Origin of the sequence: Enterobacter genomosp. S (assembly GCF_001631805.1) — a bacterium.
GTDB classification, from domain to species: Bacteria; Pseudomonadota; Gammaproteobacteria; order Enterobacterales; family Enterobacteriaceae; genus Enterobacter; species Enterobacter quasihormaechei.
This window is the reverse complement of the sequence record NZ_LVVA01000012.1, coordinates 44,675-65,104: the sequence shown is the minus strand read 5'-3', so window position 1 is coordinate 65,104 and position 20,430 is coordinate 44,675. Positions and strand designations below refer to the sequence as shown.

The 20,430-nt window shown below is 55.1% G+C and carries 20 protein-coding genes; 14 read left to right on the top strand and 6 right to left on the bottom strand.

Translation table 11 applies throughout. The annotated features are described in order from the left end of the window. Positions 1 to 31: 31 nt before the first annotated feature. The 5 genes from tap to cheZ are packed head-to-tail and all read left to right on the top strand — an operon-like array spanning position 32 to position 4,627. On the top strand, positions 32 to 1,633 hold the full coding sequence (gene tap / locus A3466_RS07995) for a methyl-accepting chemotaxis protein IV (RefSeq protein ID WP_063450130.1): 1,602 nt from the start codon (positions 32 to 34) through the stop codon (positions 1,631 to 1,633). 19 nt (positions 1,634 to 1,652) lie between these two features. Then, a complete protein-coding gene (cheR, locus tag A3466_RS07990) occupies positions 1,653 to 2,519 on the top strand; it encodes a protein-glutamate O-methyltransferase CheR (protein ID WP_063450129.1) in 867 nt (288 codons plus the stop codon). Further along, positions 2,516 to 3,565, top strand: a complete 1,050-nt coding sequence (locus tag A3466_RS07985) for a protein-glutamate methylesterase/protein-glutamine glutaminase (protein ID WP_003859716.1) — start codon at positions 2,516 to 2,518, stop codon at positions 3,563 to 3,565. Before cheR ends, A3466_RS07985 begins: the two co-directional genes overlap by 4 nt. A gap of 17 nt (positions 3,566 to 3,582) precedes the next feature. Beyond that, positions 3,583 to 3,972, top strand: coding sequence for a chemotaxis response regulator CheY (cheY, locus tag A3466_RS07980; protein ID WP_000763862.1), 390 nt, complete (start codon positions 3,583 to 3,585; stop codon positions 3,970 to 3,972). Positions 3,973 to 3,982: 10 nt separating this feature from the next. Then, the gene (gene cheZ / locus A3466_RS07975; RefSeq protein WP_063450128.1) at positions 3,983 to 4,627 is read left to right on the top strand and encodes a protein phosphatase CheZ; all 645 of its coding nucleotides are present in this window, start codon (positions 3,983 to 3,985) and stop codon (positions 4,625 to 4,627) included. Positions 4,628 to 4,669: 42 nt separating this feature from the next. Here the strand turns inward: cheZ and A3466_RS23535 are convergent, their stop codons facing one another. Next, complete coding sequence (locus tag A3466_RS23535) at positions 4,670 to 5,422, bottom strand: hypothetical protein (protein WP_209445938.1); 753 nt, start codon at positions 5,420 to 5,422, stop codon at positions 4,670 to 4,672. Continuing rightward, a complete protein-coding gene (locus A3466_RS07965) occupies positions 5,385 to 6,833 on the bottom strand; it encodes a deoxyguanosinetriphosphate triphosphohydrolase family protein (RefSeq protein WP_063450126.1) in 1,449 nt (482 codons plus the stop codon). Before A3466_RS07965 ends, A3466_RS23535 begins: the two co-directional genes overlap by 38 nt. Before the next feature lie 236 nt (positions 6,834 to 7,069). On the opposite strand from A3466_RS07965, the gene flhB reads away from it, so the two are divergent. From flhB to A3466_RS07930, 7 genes are all read left to right on the top strand, one after another. After that, a complete protein-coding gene (gene flhB, locus A3466_RS07960) occupies positions 7,070 to 8,218 on the top strand; it encodes a flagellar biosynthesis protein FlhB (protein WP_063450125.1) in 1,149 nt (382 codons plus the stop codon). Further along, on the top strand, positions 8,211 to 10,289 hold the full coding sequence (gene flhA / locus A3466_RS07955; protein ID WP_063450124.1) for a flagellar biosynthesis protein FlhA: 2,079 nt from the start codon (positions 8,211 to 8,213) through the stop codon (positions 10,287 to 10,289). Before flhB ends, flhA begins: the two co-directional genes overlap by 8 nt. Continuing rightward, complete coding sequence (gene flhE / locus A3466_RS07950; protein ID WP_063450123.1) at positions 10,289 to 10,681, top strand: flagellar protein FlhE; 393 nt, start codon at positions 10,289 to 10,291, stop codon at positions 10,679 to 10,681. The genes flhA and flhE overlap by 1 nt, the downstream gene beginning before the upstream one ends. A 261-nt stretch (positions 10,682 to 10,942) precedes the next feature. Next, positions 10,943 to 12,526 (top strand): MFS transporter, encoded by a 1,584-nt coding sequence (locus A3466_RS07945; RefSeq protein ID WP_063450122.1) that lies wholly within the window; start codon positions 10,943 to 10,945, stop codon positions 12,524 to 12,526. 4 nt (positions 12,527 to 12,530) lie between these two features. After that, positions 12,531 to 13,670 (top strand): glycoside hydrolase family 88/105 protein, encoded by a 1,140-nt coding sequence (locus A3466_RS07940; protein WP_063450557.1) that lies wholly within the window; start codon positions 12,531 to 12,533, stop codon positions 13,668 to 13,670. Positions 13,671 to 13,912: 242 nt separating this feature from the next. Then, a complete protein-coding gene (locus A3466_RS07935) occupies positions 13,913 to 14,203 on the top strand; it encodes a hypothetical protein (RefSeq protein WP_028013637.1) in 291 nt (96 codons plus the stop codon). A 45-nt stretch (positions 14,204 to 14,248) separates the two neighbouring features. Next, positions 14,249 to 14,689, top strand: a complete 441-nt coding sequence (locus A3466_RS07930; protein ID WP_063450121.1) for a DUF3421 domain-containing protein — start codon at positions 14,249 to 14,251, stop codon at positions 14,687 to 14,689. A gap of 45 nt (positions 14,690 to 14,734) precedes the next feature. On the opposite strand, the gene argS is transcribed toward A3466_RS07930, so the two are convergent. Further along, complete coding sequence (gene argS / locus A3466_RS07925) at positions 14,735 to 16,468, bottom strand: arginine--tRNA ligase (RefSeq protein ID WP_063450120.1); 1,734 nt, start codon at positions 16,466 to 16,468, stop codon at positions 14,735 to 14,737. A gap of 237 nt (positions 16,469 to 16,705) precedes the next feature. Between argS and A3466_RS07920 the strand changes: the two genes are divergently transcribed. Both A3466_RS07920 and cutC read left to right on the top strand, forming a co-directional pair. Further along, on the top strand, positions 16,706 to 17,266 hold the full coding sequence (locus A3466_RS07920) for a VOC family protein (protein WP_063450119.1): 561 nt from the start codon (positions 16,706 to 16,708) through the stop codon (positions 17,264 to 17,266). Positions 17,267 to 17,335: 69 nt separating this feature from the next. Further along, positions 17,336 to 18,079 carry a copper homeostasis protein CutC gene (cutC, locus tag A3466_RS07915; RefSeq protein ID WP_063450118.1) on the top strand — a complete coding sequence of 248 codons (744 nt, stop codon included), beginning with the start codon at positions 17,336 to 17,338 and terminating at the stop codon, positions 18,077 to 18,079. Positions 18,080 to 18,254: 175 nt separating this feature from the next. Here the strand turns inward: cutC and cmoB are convergent, their stop codons facing one another. Genes cmoB through A3466_RS07900 form a run of 3 tightly spaced genes read right to left on the bottom strand, consistent with a single transcriptional unit; the run spans position 18,255 to position 20,402 of the window. Continuing rightward, positions 18,255 to 19,226 (bottom strand): tRNA 5-methoxyuridine(34)/uridine 5-oxyacetic acid(34) synthase CmoB, encoded by a 972-nt coding sequence (cmoB, locus tag A3466_RS07910; RefSeq protein ID WP_063450117.1) that lies wholly within the window; start codon positions 19,224 to 19,226, stop codon positions 18,255 to 18,257. After that, complete coding sequence (gene cmoA / locus A3466_RS07905) at positions 19,223 to 19,966, bottom strand: carboxy-S-adenosyl-L-methionine synthase CmoA (RefSeq protein WP_063450116.1); 744 nt, start codon at positions 19,964 to 19,966, stop codon at positions 19,223 to 19,225. Before cmoA ends, cmoB begins: the two co-directional genes overlap by 4 nt. 40 nt (positions 19,967 to 20,006) lie before the next feature. Next, the gene (locus A3466_RS07900) at positions 20,007 to 20,402 is read right to left on the bottom strand and encodes an MAPEG family protein (RefSeq protein WP_063450115.1); all 396 of its coding nucleotides are present in this window, start codon (positions 20,400 to 20,402) and stop codon (positions 20,007 to 20,009) included. Positions 20,403 to 20,430: the final 28 nt, after the last annotated feature.

Genomic DNA, 20,430 nt, shown 5'->3' with positions numbered 1-20,430 from the left:
CGCGGCTGCTTGCCGCTTGATGGGAGCGTGGATGTTAAATCGTATTCGTATCTCGACCACACTGTTTTTGATTCTGATCCTGTGTGGGGTTTTGCAGGTTGGCAGTAACGGGTTGTCTTTCTGGGCGTTTCGCGATGGCTATCAGAATTTGCAGGAAGTTGAGACGAGTAATCAGCAGCGCTCCGCACTGGCACAAACGCGTGCCGTGCTGTTGCAGGCAAGCACTGCGCTGAACAAAGCAGGGACCTTAACCGCGCTGAGCTATCCGCCGGATGATATTAAGACGCTGATGGTCGTGGCCCGCAGCAGCCTGAAGCAGGCTGACGCGCAGTTTAAGGCGTTTGCGGCGCAGGAGGCGGTGAGTGAGAAAGAGAAAGCGCTGAAGGTCGCCATGAAGAAGAACTTTGATGCGTGGTACGGCGATCTTGAGCATCAGGCGACGTGGCTTGAGAACAATCAGCTTTCTGACTTCCTGACCGCGCCGGTGCAGGCATCTCAGGCGGCGTTCGACGACAGCTTTAACGCGTGGCAGCAGGATATTAACCAGTTTGTGGCGCGTGCCGGCGCGGACAGCCGTACCAGCTACCGCATGTCAGGGATGATTTTTCTGACCATGGTGATCCTGGCGGCGTTGCTGACCGGCGGCTCGCTGTGGTGGTCGCGCAAAACGATCGTGCAGCCGCTGGCCATCATCAGCAGCCACTTCGACAGTATCGCAAAAGGCGAACTGGCGCGTCCGGTTGCCGTGTATGGCAAGAATGAAATATCGGCGATTTTTGCAAGCCTGAAGGCGATGCAGGGATCGCTGCGGGAAACGGTAAGCAACGTTCGTCAGGGCAGTTACGCCATGCACACCGGGATCTCAGAGATTGCGGCGGGCAATAACGATCTGTCGTCCCGCACCGAACAGCAGGCGGCATCGCTGGCGCAGACGGCGGCCAGCATGGAGCAACTGACCGCGACGGTAAGCCAGAACGCCGATAACGCGCGTCAGGCGTCCGACTTGTCCAGACAGGCGGCGATGACGGCGAAACGTGGGGGTGACCAGGCCTCGCACGTCGCCAGCACGATGCAGGAGATTGCCGCCAGTTCGCAGAAAATTGGCGACATCATTAGCGTCATCGACGGTATCGCGTTCCAGACCAATATTCTGGCGCTGAACGCTGCGGTGGAAGCGGCGCGTGCCGGGGAGCAGGGACGCGGGTTTGCGGTGGTTGCCGGTGAAGTCCGTAACCTCGCCAGCCGCAGCGCCAACGCGGCGAAAGAGATCAAAGGGCTGATTGAAGAATCGGTCTCCCGCGTCCAGCAGGGATCCGCGCTGGTGGATACCGCCGCGCAGACCATGCACGAGATTGTCACCTCCGTGACGCGGGTGAACGACATTATGGGCGAGATTGCCTCGGCGTCGGATGAACAGCGCCGCGGCATTGAGCAGGTGGCGCAGGCCGTCACGCAGATGGATCAGGTTACGCAGCAGAACGCCTCGCTGGTGGAAGAGGCGGCGTCGGCTGCCGATCAGCTGGCGAACCAGGCGGATCACCTTACCGGGTTAGTCGCCGTATTTAATGTGAAAGAGCACGTTGAAGCAGTAACAGAAGTCGGACGGTCACAGGCCGTGCCCGTTGTATCCTGAATGTGATTAAGAAGGCGCTATGACATCACCCATGCCCTCAGGGCAAACGTCATTATTGTTGCAGATGACACAGCGCCTCGCGCTGTCCGACGCGCATTTTCGTCGGATATGTCAGTTAATCTACCAGCGTGCGGGGATCGTGCTTGCTGACCATAAGCGAGACATGGTCTACAACCGGCTGGTGCGGCGCCTGCGCACGCTGGGGCTGGACGATTTTGGCCGCTATCTGAGCATGCTCGAAGCGAACCAGAACAGCGCCGAATGGCAGGCATTTATCAACTCATTAACCACCAACCTGACCGCGTTTTTCCGCGAGGCGCATCACTTCCCGGTGCTGGCGGAACACGCCCGTCGCCGTAGCGGAGAGTATCGCGTCTGGAGCGCGGCGGCCTCCACCGGTGAGGAGCCGTACTCGCTGGCCATCACCCTGGCGGACACCCTGGGCATGGCGCCGGGCCGCTGGAAAGTGTACGCCAGCGACATTGACACCGAAGTGCTGGAAAAAGCCCGCAACGGCGTTTATCGCCAGGATGAGCTGAAAACGCTGTCGCCTCAGCAGCTACAGCGTTATTTCATGCGCGGCACTGGCCCGCATGAAGGACTGGTGCGCGTACGCCAGGAGCTGGCGAACTGCGTGGAATTTGCCCCCGTGAATTTACTGGACAAGCAGTACAACGTGCCGGGGCCATTCGACGCCATTTTTTGCCGTAACGTGATGATCTATTTTGATAAAACGACGCAACAGGACATTCTGCGTCGCTTTGTTCCGTTGCTCAAGTCTGACGGTTTACTGTTTGCCGGGCACTCGGAAAACTTTAGCAACCTCGTGCGTGAGTTTAGCCTGCGTCGGCAAACGGTATATGCGCTGAGTAAGGAAAAAGCATGAGTAAAATCAGGGTATTGTCTGTCGATGATTCGGCGCTGATGCGTCAGATCATGACCGAAATCATCAATAGCCACAGCGATATGGAGATGGTGGCGACAGCGCCCGATCCGCTGGTCGCGCGGGATTTAATCAAAAAATATAACCCCGACGTGCTGACGCTCGATGTCGAAATGCCGCGCATGGATGGCATCGATTTTCTGGAAAAATTAATGCGCCTGCGACCGATGCCGGTGGTGATGGTCTCCTCCCTGACCGGGAAAGGCTCGGAGATTACCCTGCGCGCGCTGGAGCTGGGGGCGGTGGATTTTGTCACCAAGCCGCAGCTCGGCATTCGCGAGGGGATGCTGGCGTACAGCGAGATGATCGCCGAGAAGATCCGCACCGCATCCCGGGCGAAGCTCGCCGCGCACAAGCCGACGGCGGCCCCGGCAACGCTGAAGGCGGGGCCATTACTCAGCTCGGAAAAACTGCTGGTGATTGGCGCGTCAACCGGAGGAACAGAGGCAATTCGCCACGTACTCCAGCCATTGCCGCTCTCAAGCCCGGGTATCCTGATTACGCAACATATGCCGCCAGGCTTTACCCGCTCGTTCGCGGAGCGCCTGAATAAGCTGTGCCAGATTAGTGTGAAAGAGGCGGAAGACGGCGAGCGCGTGCTGCCGGGACACGCGTATATCGCTCCGGGTGACAAGCACATGGAGCTGGCGCGCAGCGGGGCGAACTATCAAATCAAAATTCATGACGGGCCGCCGGTTAACCGGCACCGTCCGTCGGTGGATGTGCTGTTTCATTCGGTGGCGAAACATGCGGGGCGCAACGCCGTAGGGGTGATCCTGACGGGGATGGGCAACGACGGCGCCGCCGGAATGCTTGCGATGCACCAGGCTGGCGCCTGGACCATCGCGCAGAATGAAGCAAGTTGTGTGGTGTTCGGCATGCCGCGCGAGGCCATCAATATGGGTGGCGTGAGCGAAGTGGTCGATCTTAGCCAGGTAAGCCAGCAGATGCTGGCGAAAATCAGTGCCGGACAGGCAATACGTATTTGACTCAGGAGTATTATTTTATGGCGGATAAAGAGCTTAAGTTTTTGGTTGTGGATGACTTTTCCACCATGCGTCGCATTGTGCGCAACCTGTTGAAAGAGTTGGGATTCAACAATGTTGAGGAAGCAGAAGACGGTGTGGATGCGCTGAACAAACTCCAGGCTGGCGGGTTTGGCTTTGTGATCTCCGACTGGAACATGCCAAACATGGACGGTCTCGAACTGCTGAAAACCATCCGCGCGGATGCGGGCATGGCCTCTCTGCCGGTACTGATGGTGACCGCAGAAGCGAAAAAAGAGAACATTATTGCTGCCGCACAGGCGGGCGCAAGCGGCTACGTGGTGAAGCCTTTTACCGCAGCGACTCTGGAAGAGAAGCTCGGGAAGATCTTCGAGAAACTGGGCATGTGAGGGTGTGGTGATGATGCAACCTGCTATGAAACCCGTTGAAGAACATTCGCCGAGCGACATTATCGCCCGCATTGGTAGCCTGACGCGCATGCTGCGCGACAGCCTGCGTGAACTGGGGCTGGACCAGGCGATCGCCGAAGCGGCGGAAGCCATCCCTGACGCCCGTGACCGTCTGGACTACGTGGTGCAGATGACCGCGCAGGCGGCCGAGCGCGCGCTGAACAGTGTTGAAGCTTCGCAGCCGCACCAGGACGCGATGGAGAAGGGTGCGAAAGCCTTGACCCAACGCTGGGACGCGTGGTTTGAAAACCCAATCGAGCTGGCCGACGCGCGCGAGCTGGTCACCGATACCCGCCAGTTCCTGGGTGACGTGCCGGGACACACCAGCTTCACTAACGCCCAGTTGCTCGACATTATGATGGCGCAGGATTTCCAGGATCTTACCGGCCAGGTAATCAAGCGCATGATGGATGTGATTCAGGAGATTGAGCGTCAACTGCTGATGGTGCTGCTGGAGAACATTCCTGAACCGGCCGCCCGTCCGAAACGCGAGAACGAAAGCCTGCTCAATGGGCCACAGCTCGACGCGAGTAAAGCGGGCGTGGTGGCAAGCCAGGATCAGGTGGACGATCTGCTGGACAGCCTGGGTTTTTAACGAAAAAAAACACCACCTCATTCAGGTGGTGTTTTCATTTGTTTAAATCCGAATTTTTTTATCTAATCCGGTTCGGGAATGACAGAGGGCTTCTTTAAGTTGCCGCAAATCCTCTACGCTGAAGGAAGAGGTGCGATAACTACCGAATTCATACTGCCTTAGCTGGTCAAAAGTGTGTTCTTGCAGAGCCTGTAACAGAAAATCGGTTAACTGTGGCCCAATGACCTGGACTCGCTTGTTATAAATTGTGCGTAAAATCTTGATAACAGAGCCCATTTCGTTTGGTGTTTTCTGTAAAACGAGTTCAAGCCGACGATGATGCAAGTCGTGGAGATAGTTATCAGGACTGATGACATGATTTTTCTTCACATCGTAAAGAATCGAATCCCATGACATTAGCGTTGTGTTCAACAAGCTATAGGTATCTTTAAACTCAACAATCCTGTTCTTAAAGGCCCATGTATCATTGATGCTCCAGATATCAAAATCCAGGCTCATGTAATGAAAGCGGATCCCACCCAGCTTATTAACACTGAAACGTTCGATGTCATGCTTGTTTAACGCGTTAATTAACTCTTCACGCGAAAGATCAATGACAAGATCGATATCCGAGTTAAAGCCACCACGCCCAAAAAGGCCGATATCGCGAATCATACCGCCAAAAATCCACGCGTGCGAGCGCTCAGCCAGAGCGTCAATGAGCGCTCTGGCTTGCTTTCGCTCTTCGCTAACGTCGAAAAAATCTTCGATTCTTAGCTTAAGGCGTTGATGGCTGGAGACGACTTTCATATTCATAAAGCGATTTTAGCTCATCGTGAAGGCGTATCAAATAACTGTCTGTCATCCCTGAAACAGCATCAGCGAGCAACTGCGCTTCTTTGTAGAGCGGAGGTAAAGTGTTCCCCTTATCATCGAACACACGACGGTAGTTTTCAGAAATACGACCATAAGCATAACGACCAAATGGCGTATCCCATTCTTTTCCACCGCTTTTACGACCCTTTATACCTACCCAGAGCATGTCCATAAGCCCCTGTATGTAGTTTGAGCCTTTCAGTTCAAGTTCAAGTACGGTTCGATGACGATAGCTACGGGTTTGATCGAATTTTTTCAAAGCTGAACAAAGTTCATTGCCATCACTAATACTAATGAGATCCTTAATATCGCACTCTGTGTTACAAAGTTGTTTGTGGCATTGTCGAAAGGCTTCAACAACACTCGTAATAAGAACATTCGTTCCGTGCACGCGGAACATTTGCATACTCATATCATTGATTTCGGCGGGGGAGAGTTCTTGCTTTCGATAGTCCCACTCCTGATTTTTATCCTGAACTTTTTTAACCAGGTGGTTAATGGTTTGGTCTGCTCCGTTTTTCCAGCTTGCCAGAAAACTCATCAGATCCTGATAGGACGCCAGCCCTTTTTTTATGGTGTCTTCCGCATCAAGAATTGAATACGCAATGTCATCACACGCTTCCATTAAGTAGGTGAAGGGATGCCTGAGGCCTTCAGAGAGTCCTGTTTCCTGCCAAATTTCATGTACCACTTTTTCTTCCGAGAACAGATACCCATGTTTACTCCATTTCTTGTTTTGGGTGTAGGAGGACTGAGGGTATTTGATCATGGCTGCAAGTGAAGCGTATGTAAGATTTAAACCATAATTATCATTGATGATTTGAAGTCTGGTCACAAGGCGTAGCGTTTGAGCGTTGCCGTCGAACTTCATGAAATCATTGAATATGTTACCGCTTTCTTCATCAATTTCTACAGCGATTAAGGGCGCCAAATTGCGACGGAACCACGCCGCCATTGCCGCTTCACCCTGGTGCCCAAACGGGGGATTACCTAAATCATGTGCTAGTCCAATCGTTGCCAACAGAGCGGGCACATCGCATTCAAGTATTAAGTGGTTACAGTCGCTTCCAAAAATTTCTTCTTTCATTTCAAAGGCGAGACGCATCCCGATGCCTCTCGCAAAATTTGCCACTTCGTGGGAATGGGTTAATCGGGTACGTACGCTGTCATTAAGATCCAGCGGGAAAACCTGTGTTTTATCCGCTAAACGACGGGTTGGTGCTGCGAAGAGTAAGCGGTCAAAATCTCTTTCAATCTCTTGCCTTCCGGCGGCGAGGTCGGACGTGTGTGAATCTGGCTTTTTCTCTTTATCTTTGCGTCTGCTGCTGTTTAACAACTTACTCCACTTCATAAAACATCCTTTTTATTGAGGTCTTTAAGGAAAACTATCAAACCCAGTTAGGGGTGACCAGACGGTCCAGAGTGAAAATTTGAAAACTGGAATGCGCTACGCAAGAAATGAAATCAAAGGCAAGCTTAGTGGTTGTTAAGGGATTAAATCGGCCCTTTTTATTAGTTTGTTTACGCGATTGCCACAGTAATTATTAGGCATGATACCCGTGAATTAATGGGCTGCGAGCAGGCACAGTGGCAGAAGAGAACGACGACAAAACAGAAGCCCCCACACCTCACCGACTTGAAAAAGCCCGTGAGGATGGGCAGATCCCCCGCTCCAGAGAGCTGACGTCCCTGCTGATCCTGGTGGTCGGCGTGTGCATCATCTGGTGGGGCGGGGAGATGCTTGCCCGCAGACTGGCGGGTATGCTCTCTGCTGGCTTACGTTTCGATCACAGCATGGTCAATGACCCCAATCTGATCCTCATTCAAATCATCAATCTTGTGAAAAGCGCGATGATCGCCTTGCTGCCGCTGATTGTGGGCGTGGTCATCGTGGCGCTTGTATCGCCGGTCATGCTCGGTGGCCTGGTGTTCAGCGCTAAATCGCTGCAACCGAAATTCTCTAAGCTCAACCCGCTGCCCGGTATTGCAAAAATGTTTTCCGCGCAAACGGGCGCTGAGTTGCTCAAAGCCATTCTGAAATCGCTTCTTATGGGCGGGACAGCCGGGTTTTTTCTGTGGCACTACTGGCCGGAAATGATGCGCCTGATCAGCGAATCCCCCATGACGGCGATGAAAAATGCCCTGAATCTGGTCGGATTATGCTCGCTGCTGGTGGTGCTCAGCATTATTCCGATGGTGGCGTTCGACGTTATCTTCCAGATCTTTTCCCATATCAAGAAGCTGCGAATGTCGCGTCAGGACATCCGCGATGAATATAAACAGATGGAAGGCGACCCGCACGTCAAGGGCCGTATCCGCCAGATGCAGCGTGCTGCCGCGCGTCGTCGCATGATGGAAGATGTGCCGAAAGCCGATGTGATCGTCACTAACCCGACCCACTACTCCGTCGCGCTACAGTACGACGAAAACAAAATGAGCGCGCCGAAAGTGGTGGCGAAAGGGGCCGGGCTGATTGCGCTGCGCATTCGTGAAATCGCCACGGAAAACCGCGTGCCGATCCTTGAAGCACCGCCGCTGGCCCGTGCGCTGTACCGCCACGCGGAAATTGGACAACAGATCCCGGGCCAGCTCTATGCCGCTGTCGCAGAGGTGCTGGCCTGGGTGTGGCAACTGAAACGCTGGCGTTTAGCAGGCGGTCAACGACCTGTAAAACCTGAGAACCTTCCGGTGCCTGAAGCACTGGATTTTTTGAACGAGAAGGACACTGATGGCTAATCTGGTGGCAATGTTGCGCCTGCCCGGCAACCTGAAAACGACGCAATGGCAGATCCTTGCCGGACCGATTCTGATCCTGCTAATTTTGTCGATGATGGTGCTGCCGTTACCGGCATTTATTCTCGACCTGCTTTTCACCTTTAACATTGCGTTGTCCATCATGGTGCTGCTGGTGGCGATGTTTACCCAGCGCACGCTGGAGTTCGCCGCGTTTCCAACGATCCTGCTGTTCACTACGCTGCTGCGCCTCGCGCTGAACGTTGCCTCCACGCGTATCATCCTGATGGAAGGGCACACCGGCGCGGCGGCGGCGGGCAAGGTGGTAGAAGCCTTCGGTCACTTCCTGGTGGGCGGCAACTTCGCCATCGGTATCGTGGTGTTCGTCATTCTGGTGATTATCAACTTTATGGTTATCACTAAAGGTGCAGGGCGTATCGCAGAAGTGGGCGCGCGCTTCGTGCTCGACGGGATGCCGGGCAAGCAGATGGCCATCGACGCCGACCTTAATGCCGGGCTGATCGCGGAAGATGAAGCGAAAAAACGCCGTGCCGAAGTGACCCAGGAGGCTGATTTCTACGGCTCGATGGACGGTGCGAGTAAGTTTGTGCGCGGTGATGCCATCGCGGGCATTCTGATTATGGTGATTAACGTCGTCGGCGGCCTGCTCGTCGGCGTGCTGCAACACGGAATGGACATGGGCCACGCGGCGGAAAGCTATACGCTGCTGACCATCGGTGACGGTCTGGTCGCGCAGATCCCGGCGCTGGTGATCTCCACCGCGGCGGGTGTGATCGTGACCCGCGTCAGCACCGACCAGGACGTAGGCGAGCAGATGGTGGGACAGCTGTTCAGCAACCCGCGCGTTATGCTGCTCTCCGCGGCGGTGCTGGGCCTGCTCGGGCTGGTGCCGGGCATGCCAAACCTGGTGTTCCTGCTGTTTACCGCTGGACTGCTGGGGCTTGCCTGGTGGATGCGTGGCCGTGAAACCCAGCCAGCGGCAGAGCCGGCCCCGGTCAAAATGCCTGAGAATACTCAGGCGGTGGAAGCGACCTGGAATGACGTTCAGCTTGAGGATTCGCTGGGGATGGAAGTGGGGTACCGTCTGATCCCGATGGTGGATTTCCAGCAGGATGGTGAACTGCTGGGTCGTATCCGCAGCATTCGTAAAAAATTCGCCCAGGACATGGGTTTCCTGCCGCCGGTGGTTCATATCCGTGACAACATGGATCTGCCGCCCGCGCGCTACCGCATCCTGATGAAAGGGGTGGAAATCGGCAGCGGCGACGCGTACCCCGGCCGCTGGCTGGCGATTAACCCCGGCACCGCCGCAGGCACGCTGCCGGGCGAGCAGACGACCGATCCGGCCTTTGGTCTGGCCGCTATCTGGATCGAAAGCGCGCTAAAAGAGCAGGCGCAGATTCAGGGTTATACGGTCGTTGAGGCCAGTACCGTGGTGGCGACGCACCTTAACCACTTGATTGGTCAGTTCTCTGCGGAGCTATTCGGGCGCCAGGAGGCGCAGCAACTGCTGGACCGCGTAACGCAGGAGATGCCGAAGCTGACCGAAGATTTAGTCCCGGGCGTGCTGACCTTAACCACGCTGCATAAAGTGCTGCAAAACCTGCTCGACGAGAAGGTGCCTATCCGCGATATGCGTACCATCCTCGAAACGCTGGCCGAGCATGCGCCGCTGCAAAGCGATCCGCACGAGCTGACGGCGGTAGTGCGCGTAGCGCTCGGACGCGCCATCACCCAGCAGTGGTTCCCGGGAACCGGCGAGGTGCAGGTGATTGGCCTCGACACGCCGCTTGAACGTCTGCTGCTTCAGGCCCTACAGGGCGGTGGCGGGCTGGAGCCAGGCCTGGCAGACAGATTACTGGCGCAAACTCAGGAGGCGCTGGCGCGTCAGGAGATGCTGGGCGCGCCGCCGGTGCTGCTTGTGAATCATGCGCTGCGTCCGCTGCTGTCGCGCTTCCTGCGCCGGAGCCTGAACCAGCTGGTGGTACTGTCGAACATGGAGCTGTCCGATAACCGCAATATCCGCATGACGGCGACCATCGGAGGAAAATAATGCATAAGTGGCTGTGGATCTTACTTTTTCCGCTGGCGGTGCAGGCCGCAGGCGAGGGGGCGTGGCAGGCCAGCAGTATCGGCTTAACGCTCAATCACCGGGGGGAGGCGATCTCCTCGCGTCCGCTGGCGGCCTCTGAGCCCGTTTCCGGGCAGATGACGCTGGTGGCCTGGAATTACACGCTGACGGGGCCCACGCCGGCCGGGTTACGTGTGCGGCTGTGCTCGCTTACCCGCTGCGCGGAAATCGAGGGGCAAAATGGCACAACCCAGGCCTTAAATGGGGTGTCTGCACAGGAACCTTTACGCTTTATCTGGGAAGTGCCGGGCGGTGGACGCCTGATCCCGGCGCTTAACATTCAGCGCAACGAGGTGCTCGTTAACTACCGCTAGCTGCCCGCCTTTTCGCCAGTCTTCAGGCATTTCTGAAGGCTGGCTCGCAAAATTGACCTTCCCTTTTGATACAAAAGAAACGCTGTTTTATAAATCAGTGACACGCGTATCGATACTCTTTGCATTTTTGCCATTTGCCACCCAGTGATGGCAGAAACAGAAAGGTTTCACCAGGTCGATACTTTTACTGTAGCCGTGTAAAAACTCCCGGACGAGGTTTGCTTACAGGGAGTCTCCCAAAACTGATTAGGGTTGACGGCAATGAAAACACGTAAAATTGGACTCGCAAATTATCTTGCTTACGGGTCAGGTGACTTCCTCGGGGCGGGGACTACCGCCCTGACGGCCGCCTGGCTTTTGTATTTTTATACCACCTTCTGTGGACTCACACCGATTGAAGCAACCTTTATCTTCGCCGCCGCAAGGGTGCTGGATGCGGTTGTCAGCCCGCTAATGGGCTTTTTAACCGATAACTTTGGTACCACCTGGCTGGGTAAGCGTTTTGGCCGTCGTAAGTTCTTTATTCTGCTCGGTATTCCCTGCGTGTTCAGCTACTCGCTGATGTGGGTAGGGGACATGAGCTTCTGGTACTACCTGCTGACTTATCTGATCTTCGATATCGTCTACACCATGATCCTGGTGCCGTACGAAACGCTGGTGCCGGAAATGACGGACGATTTCAAACAGAAAACCAAATTCTCCGGGGCGCGTATCTCCATGGCGCAGATGTCTGCCATTCTCGCCTCCTTCCTGCCGGGGATCCTGCTCACGCAATTTGGCAAAGACAACGCGATCTCTTTCTTCTATGCCAGCCTGGTCTTCTCCGTGCTGTGCGCCCTGATGCTCACTTTTGTCTGGTTCTTTACCTGGGAACGTCCGCGTGAAGAGTGGTCTGAAGCGGCCCTGCGCGCCGAAGAAGAGAAGAAAAAGCTGACCCTGGGGCAGAGCCTGAACCGTCTTTTTGTCGAATTAAGTTCAACGCTGCGTATTAAGATTTTCCGCCAGCACCTGGGCATGTATCTCGGCGGCTATATTGCTCAGGACGTGTTCAACGCCGTCTTCACCTATTACGTGGTGTTTGTGCTAATGCAGGAAGCGTCGATGGCGTCCAACCTGCTGGGCACGATGGCCATCTTCCAGTTCCTCGCCGTTATCGGGATGATTCCGCTGTGCATTCGCTTCGGTCCTGCACCGTCTTACCGCATGGTGGTCGTGCTGTTTGGCCTGGCTTCGCTCTCTTACGCGGTGCTTTACTACGCGGGTCTGAGCGACGTATACGCTCTGCTGTTGCTGATCTCTGCAATTGCCGGTCTTGGCCGCGGGGGTATCAACTATGTACCGTGGAATACCTACACCTACATTGCTGACGTGGACGAAGTGATCACTGGTCAGCGTCGCGAAGGGATCTTCGCGGGCATCATGACGTTGACCCGTAAAGCGTCTCAGGCCGGCGCGGTGATGCTGGTGGGTATCGTGATGCAGATGTCCGGCTTTGTCAGCGGTCAGAAAGTACAGCCTGCGGAAGTGAGCCATACCATTCTGATGATCCTGAGCGTGGGCACCATTCTGGTGCTGTTCTGCGGTTTCCTGGTCTCCCTGCGCTTCAGGCTCAATTTACACACCCACAGCACCCTGCGCGAAGAGACCGCGAAAATGCGCGAGTCCGGCCATGCGATGCCGGAGGCGGCGACCCCGCAGGCGCGCGCCACCGTGGAGATGCTGGCCGGTATGCCGTATGAATCCCTGTGGGGCAACAACAATATCGGTTATCTGAATCGCAATAAGCCGGCGGCCCCTTCGCTGAAGGATCGTGCGGTACTGAATTCGACATACAACAGAGGTTAAGATGATGAAAGTTTGGCCTGTCAAACATAGCCCGCTACTGCGTCAGCCTGAGCGCTTTATCGCCAGGGATGAGCTGAAATCGCTCATTCAGAAGGTGACGCATAACCTGGTCAATATCCACGACAAAACGGGTGAGTTTTTGCTGCGGCTGGACGACGGGCGCGTGATCGACACCAAAGGCTGGGCCGGATGGGAGTGGACGCACGGCGTCGGTTTGTACGGTATCTGGCAGTATTACTGCCAGACCGGTGACGAAGGCATGCGCGAGATTATCGACAGCTGGTTTGCTGACCGTTTCGCAGAAGGCGCAACCACCAAAAACGTGAACACCATGTCACCGTTCCTGACGCTGGCGTACCGCTACGAAGAGACCAAAAACCCGGCCTGGCTACCGTGGCTGGAAAGCTGGGCAGAATGGGCGATGAACGAGATGCCGCGCACCGAACATGGGGGCATGCAGCACATCACGCTGGCAGAAGAGAACCATCAGCAGATGTGGGACGACACGCTGATGATGACGGTACTGCCGCTGGCGAAAATCGGCAGGCTGCTGAACAAGCCGGAGTACGTAGAGGAGGCGATCTATCAGTTCTTGCTCCACGTGCAGAACCTGATGGACCGGGAGACGGGGCTGTGGTTCCACGGCTGGAATTACGAAGGTAATCACAACTTCGCCCGGGCCCGCTGGGCGCGCGGCAACAGCTGGCTGACTATCGTGATCCCGGACTTCCTTGAGCTGGTGGATCTGCCGGAAAACAACGCCGTTCGTCGCTATCTGGTGCAGGTGCTGAATGCGCAGATCGCCGCGCTGGCAAAAAGTCAGGACGAGAGCGGGTTGTGGCATACGCTGCTTGACGATCCTGATTCTTATCTGGAGGCGTCGGCCACGGCAGGGTTTGCCTACGGTATCCTGAAGGCCGTGCGCAAGCATTATGTCGGCACAGAGTATGCTGAGGTGGCGGAGAAAGCGATTCGCGGTATTGTGCAAAATATCTCGCCGGAAGGGGAGCTGCTGCAAACCTCGTTTGGGACGGGAATGGGCAGCGATCTTGATTTTTATCGTCAAATACCGCTGACGTCGATGCCGTATGGCCAGGCAATGGCGATTCTGTGCCTGACGGAGTATTTACGCAAATATTTCTGACGGCTGCTTAATATTTTCATTACTGCAAAGCCCCTCTAAAGGGGCTTTTTTTATAATAACGGCGGGTAAATATAACACGCCATAAATATGATGTTCTGCTTATATTTACGACGTGAATAATACAATTAAAATAAATTCAGGCTGTTGTTAAAGTGTGATTTTCTTCACAAAATGCATTCCGTATTTATCCTATTTTTTAATTGCTTTAAGACTCTTCCAATACACATTTAAGGAGTGATGCAATGGAAAATGCAATGGGCAGTATTGTTATTAATCCTTCTGTAAATATGCATGCTGATAAAATGTCGGATGAACATCTTCAAATGTTCGAATCGGTTTTCAATGATATCGACGGCGCGGGCTATACCCCGCTACTGTTTGTCGGTAGCCAGCTCGTGGCTGGCCAACTGCATACCTTTATTGCGCTTCGCCGTTTCATGCATGCAAAGGGACAGGAAAAATCACTGGTTAAGGTCATTATTTTTCAAAGCCTGAACAATGAGTTGGCTATTCATTCGATCTCAGAATTCTAATCATTTTATTTTCGGATAATTATTTAAACTGAAAAGGAAATCATTATGTGGAAATCGTCGAAAAGAGATGAATTTATTCCGTTGGACGCGCCTGTAGCCGGTTATGAAATTGGGGTGCCAGGTATCAAAGGACCTTCACCGTTGTTTGTTATTCGCGCGAAGCTGAATAATGGTATTCATCCGGGTAAATGGGTGTTCGGCAATACGGCTTGGGTCCCGTGGGGAGGAAGCGAGCACCTTTGTAGTGAATTTGAAATTTACGTGGGCGCGTTAAAATGGGTAGACGTTAAGGGGAAAAATTTCCCACCGAATATGGTTGAGGCGGGGCATGAAGCCAATGGTGCTAAGCTCTACGTTGCACGTGCAAAATTCGATAATGGCCTCTTTGTTGGTAAAGCAGGAAGCCACCTCAGCCGAGGATGCTGCATCGGCTATAACGGCAGAGAGTATGAACTAGATACCTTCCAGGTGCTCGTTCACGACTAACCGCAATCAGTCATAAAAAAACCCGGCGACCGCCGGGTTTCTTTTTTACATACGTTCTACGGTTTCGATACCCAGGGTCTCCAGACCCAGCTTCAGGGTTTTCGCCGTCAACTGCGCCAGCTTCAGGCGGCTGTTACGCACCGCTTCGCTCTCGGCAGAGAGGATAGGGCAGTGTTCGTAGAAGCCAGAGAACAGACCGGCCAGATCGTACAGGTAAGCACACATGACGTGCGGCGTACCGTCACGGGCGACCACGGAGAGCGTCTCTTCGAACTGAAGCAGACGTGCGGCCAGCTGTGCTTCCCGGTCTTCGGTAATGGTCACCGGGGCGTTCGCCAGCACGCTTTCGTCGATATTCGCTTTACGGAAGACGGAGAGCACGCGGGTGTAGGCATACTGCATGTATGGCGCCGTGTTGCCTTCAAATGCCAGCATGTTGTCCCAGTCGAAGATATAGTCGGTGGTACGGTTCTTGGAGAGATCCGCGTATTTCACCGCACCGATGCCCACGGCGTTAGCCAGTTTCTCCAGCTCGTCAGCAGGCATATCCGGATTCTTCTCGGCCACCAGGCGACGCGCGCGTTCCAGTGCTTCATCCAGCAGATCGGAAAGCTTCACGGTGCCGCCCGCACGAGTTTTGAACGGCTTACCGTCTTTACCCAGCATCATGCCGAACATGTGGTGTTCCAGCGGCACGCAATCCGGTACGTAGCCCGCTTTACGCACGATCGTCCACGCCTGCATCAGGTGCTGGTGCTGACGGGAGTCGATGTAATACAGCACGCGGTCCGCATGCAGGGTTTCATAGCGGTATTTCGCACAGGCGATATCGGTGGTGGTGTACAGATAGCCGCCATCCTTTTTCTGGATAATGACGCCCATCGGTTCGCCTTCCTTGTTTTTATACTCATCAAGGAATACCACCGTTGCGCCTTCGCTTTCCACCGCCAGATGTTTGGCTTTCAGGTCCGCCACAATGCCTGGCAGCATCGGGTTATACAGGCTTTCACCCATCACGTCGTCGCGGGTCAGGGTCACGTTCAGACGGTTATAGGTGAGCTGGTTCTGGGACATAGTGATGTCCACCAGCTTGCGCCACATCTCGAGGAAGTACGGGTCGCCGCCCTGGAGTTTGACCACGTAGCTGCGCGCGCGCTCGGCGAAGGCTTCGTCTTCGTCATAGTGTTTTTTGGCTTCACGGTAAAACCCTTCCAGGTCCGCCAGCGCCATTTCGCCCGCATTTTCCTGCTGCTGTTTTTCCAGATACGCGATCAGCATACCGAACTGAGTGCCCCAGTCGCCTACGTGGTTAGCGCGGATCACCTTGTGGCCCAGGAATTCCAGGGTACGTACGGCGGCATCACCAATGATGGTGGAGCGCAGGTGACCGACGTGCATCTCTTTCGCCACGTTTGGCGCAGAGTAGTCAACCACCACGGTCTGCGGCTCTGGCTGAGTCACGCCCAGACGGTCAGACTTCAGCGCCGCGTCAACATGGCTTGCCAGGAACGCAGGCTCAAGGAAAATGTTGATAAAGCCCGGACCGGCGATTTCGGTTTTGCTGGCGATGCCGGTGAGATCCAGATGCGTCAGTACCTGCTCAGCGAGCTGTCGCGGCGGCATGCCCAGTTTTTTAGCCACTGCCATCACGCCATTAGCCTGATAGTCGCCAAACTGTACTTTTGCTGACTGACGAACCTGTGGTTCGCAATCCGCAGGCGCGCCTGCGGCAATCAGTGCCTGACTGACTTTTTCTGAGAGAAGAGCCTGAATATTCACCTGGATACCTTACATTTTTGATGCGGGTAAAAACGCCCGCGCCAGTTTAAGAATTTAGGGCGGGAGTATACTGCAAATGCCTTCGGGCGTCAGCCCTGCCGGGGCCGAAGATTGTTCAGAATCCAGGCGAAGACGGTGTGCATAAACATGCAGTCGAAAAAACCGTGATTCTGCGGTTGGTCGAATGGGGGCAACAGAGTAAATTAGCGGCTTTGCGACACGAGACGAGACTGACCTATGGCGAACTGGCACACCCTTGACGAACTGCATGATATTTCCGCAGATTTACCGCGCTTCACCCAGGCGTTCACAGAACTTGCCACCCGTCTCGGGCTGGATATCGCGCCGCTTGACGCCGATCACATCGCTTTGCGCTGCCACCAGAACGCCACCGCCGAACGCTGGCGGCGTGGCTTTGAGCAGTGCGGTGAACTGCTCTCAGAGAATATCATTAACGGTCGCCCGATTTGCCTGTTCAAACTTCACGAGCCGGTAAGCGTGGCCCACTGGCAATTCACCGTTGTTGAACTGCCCTGGCCGGGAGAAAAACGTTATCCGCACGAAGGCTGGGAGCATATCGAAATCGTTCTGCCGGGGGAGCCAGAGACGCTGAACGCGCGTGCGTTGGCGCTGCTCTCTGACGAGGGCTTAAGCCAGCCGGGTATTTTTGTGAAAAGCAGCTCACCAAAAGGGGAGCGCGAACGTTTGCCAAACCCTACGCTTGCCGTTACGGACGGGAAAGTGACGGTGAAATTCCATCCCTGGACTATCGAGCAGATCGTCGCCAGCGAAGCGTGAGCGTTGATCCAGACAGGAATCGGGCAACGTGCCACGATGGTGCGTTGAGCGAAATTTAAGGAGGAAGATATGGCGCTGCTGGAAATTTGTTGTTACAGCGTGGAGTGTGCCGTCACTGCGCAACGGCAGGGGGCCGATCGCATCGAGCTTTGCGCGGCACCGAAAGAAGGTGGGTTAACCCCGTCCTCAGGCGTGTTGAAATCAGCCCGTGAGGCCGTCACCATTCCGGTGCACCCGATTATTCGCCCGCGCGGGGGTGATTTTTGTTATATGGCGGGTGAGTTTAGCGCCATGCTTGAGGATATTGCCCTCGTTCGTGATTCAGGTTTCCCGGGGCTGGTGACCGGCGTACTGGATGAAGACGGCAACGTCGATCTTCCGCGCATGCGCCAGGTTATGCGCGTTGCCGAGGGAATGGCGGTCACTTTTCATCGTGCGTTCGATATGTGTAAAGATCCGATGCAAGCCTTTGATACGCTGGCAGAACTGGGCGTGGCGCGCGTTCTGACGTCAGGCCAGCAGTCCTCGGCTGAAAAAGGACTGAAATTAATTACGGAACTAAAAGCACATTCCGGTGTTCCAATAATCATGGCGGGTGCGGGAGTACGCGCCAGCAATCTGGAACTGTTTTTAAACGCAGGGGTGGAAGAGCTGCACAGCTCGGCGGGTAAATGGATACCTTCGCCCATGCGTTATCGCAATACAGGGTTGTCAATGTCGACGGATGCTGAAGCGGATGAGTACTCGCGCTACGGTGTGGATGGAGAGTCGGTTGCGGTAATGAAATCGCTGATTGAGCGTCATCACGTGTAGCAACGTACCGATTTTTACCGCGCATCATGTCGCCCAATATGATGCTTGCTTGTACCAGGCCCCTGCAATTTCAACAGGGGCCTTTTTTTGTCCTGTGCCCGGTGGCGCTGCGCTTACCGGGCCTACAAAAGCGAGAGTCGGCCGGGTAAGGCGTAGCCGCCACCCGGCTAAAAGATTACGGCTTGGTCGCAATCAGCACCGCACGCATCGGGGCCGGATAACCTTCAATGGTTTTACTGTGATCGTCCGGGTCAAGGAACTGCTCCAGCGATTCGGTGATCATCCAGTCGGTGCGGCGCTGCTCCTCAACCGACGTCACGCACACATCGGCGATGCGCACATCGACAAAGCCACATTTCTCCAGCCAGTTCTTCAGCGCCAGCGCGGAAGGGATGAAGTAAACGTTGCGCATCTGCGCGTAGCGATCGCCCGGCACCAGAACCGCATGCTCATCGCCTTCGATAACCAGCGTTTCCAGCACCAGCTCGCCGCCGCTGACCAGCTGATCTTTCAGCTGCCACAGATGCTCCAGCGGGGAACGACGATGGTACAGCACGCCCATGGAGAATACGGTATCAAAGGCTTTCAGGGCCGGAAGTTGCTCGATGCCCAGCGGCAGCAGGTGCGCGCGCTGGTCGTTGCCGAGCAGCTTTCGCACGGCTTCAAACTGGCACAGGAACAGCTGCATCGGATCGATACCCACCACCAGATGCGCCCCCGCGCCGATCATGCGCCACATGTGATACCCGCTGCCGCAGCCCACGTCCAGAATGGTGCGCCCGCTCAGGTCGGACAGATGAGGCAGAACGCGATCCCACTTCCAGTCGGAACGCCACTCGGTGTTAATGTTCACGCCGTACAGCGAGAACGGCCCTTTGCGCCACGGCATCAGGTTACGCATCAGCGTTTCGATACGGTTAATCTGCCCGGCCGGGAGCGGCGCTTCGCTTTCTGCCGTCACGCTGTGCAGTAAATCCAGACGATGAGGTGTCAGTTCAGGCAGAAACTCCACGGCGTTTGACCACTGCTTCAGCAGGCCATGCTGCTGATCGCGCTGCCAGGTGGCAATTTGCGCAGGCAGGGTCTCCAGCCAGTGGGAGAGGTGGTTTTTGGCAATCAGCTGATAGAAATTACCGAACTCGATCATGCTGCGTCTCCGGCCTTCAGCGCTACCAGAGAGCCAAAGTTAAAGCACTGGAACCACAGTTCGCTGTGTTCGAATCCGGCTTTGTGCAGGCGCGCTTTGTGAGTTTCCACGGAGTCCGTCAGCATCACGTTCTCCAGCATGCTGCGCTTCTGGCTGATCTCCAGCTCGCTGTAGCCGTTCGCACGCTTGAAATCGTGGTGCATGTTAAACAGCAGCTCGCCCACGCTGGCGTCTTCAAAACTGAATTTCTCGGAAAGCACCAGCGCGCCGCCCGGGTTGAGGCCTTGATAAATTTTATCCAGCAGCCGCTGACGATCGTCCGGCGCCAGGAACTGCAAGGTAAAATTCAGTACCACCATCGAGGCGTTCTGGATGTCGATATCGCGAATATCGCCTTCTACTACCTCCACTGGCGTAGGGGCTTTATACGCGTCAATGTGTCGACGGCAGCGTTCAACCATAGCCGGAGAGTTATCGACGGCTACGATCTTGCAGCCTTCGTGATGAACGTTACGGCGGATGGACAACGTTGCCGCACCCAGCGAGCAGCCCAGGTCATAAACCTGCGTACCGGGTTGAACGAAGCGTTCAGCCAGCATGCCGATCATGGAAATAATATTGGAATAACCGGGAACAGAGCGCTGGATCATATCCGGGAAGACTTCGGCTACCCGTTCATCAAAGGTCCAGTCGCCCAGGCTGGCGATAGGCGCGGAAAAAAGCGTGTCGCGATCTGACATAACGTAAAAATCCGGGAAAAATAAAGGGGCATATTGTGCGCTAACGGAAGGAGAAAACCAACTCCCACGGCATATACCAAAGGTTAGCCAGCACCATCAGCAAAAGCGAGCACCAGGTCGCGCTCATGCCGGAACGACGCCAGCGTATAAGGCGTTGGTGAAAACCGTAATAATGCATTAAGCGGCCGGCAATCAGCAGCAGCCCACAGACGTGCACCATCCAGGTTTCTGCGCCATCCATCTCCATTAACAGCAGTAAAATTAACGCGACGGGGATGTACTCGACCGCGTTGCCGTGGATGCGGATTGCGCTTTGCAGTTCAGAAAAGCCCCCGTCACCGTAGGAGACGCGGTACTGCATTCTCAGGCGCACAACATCAAATGAAAATTTAATCAGCAGTAATGCACCTAACACCGCATACAGCGCGCTGACCATACTAACTCCCTGTTTTTGGCAGATGGCA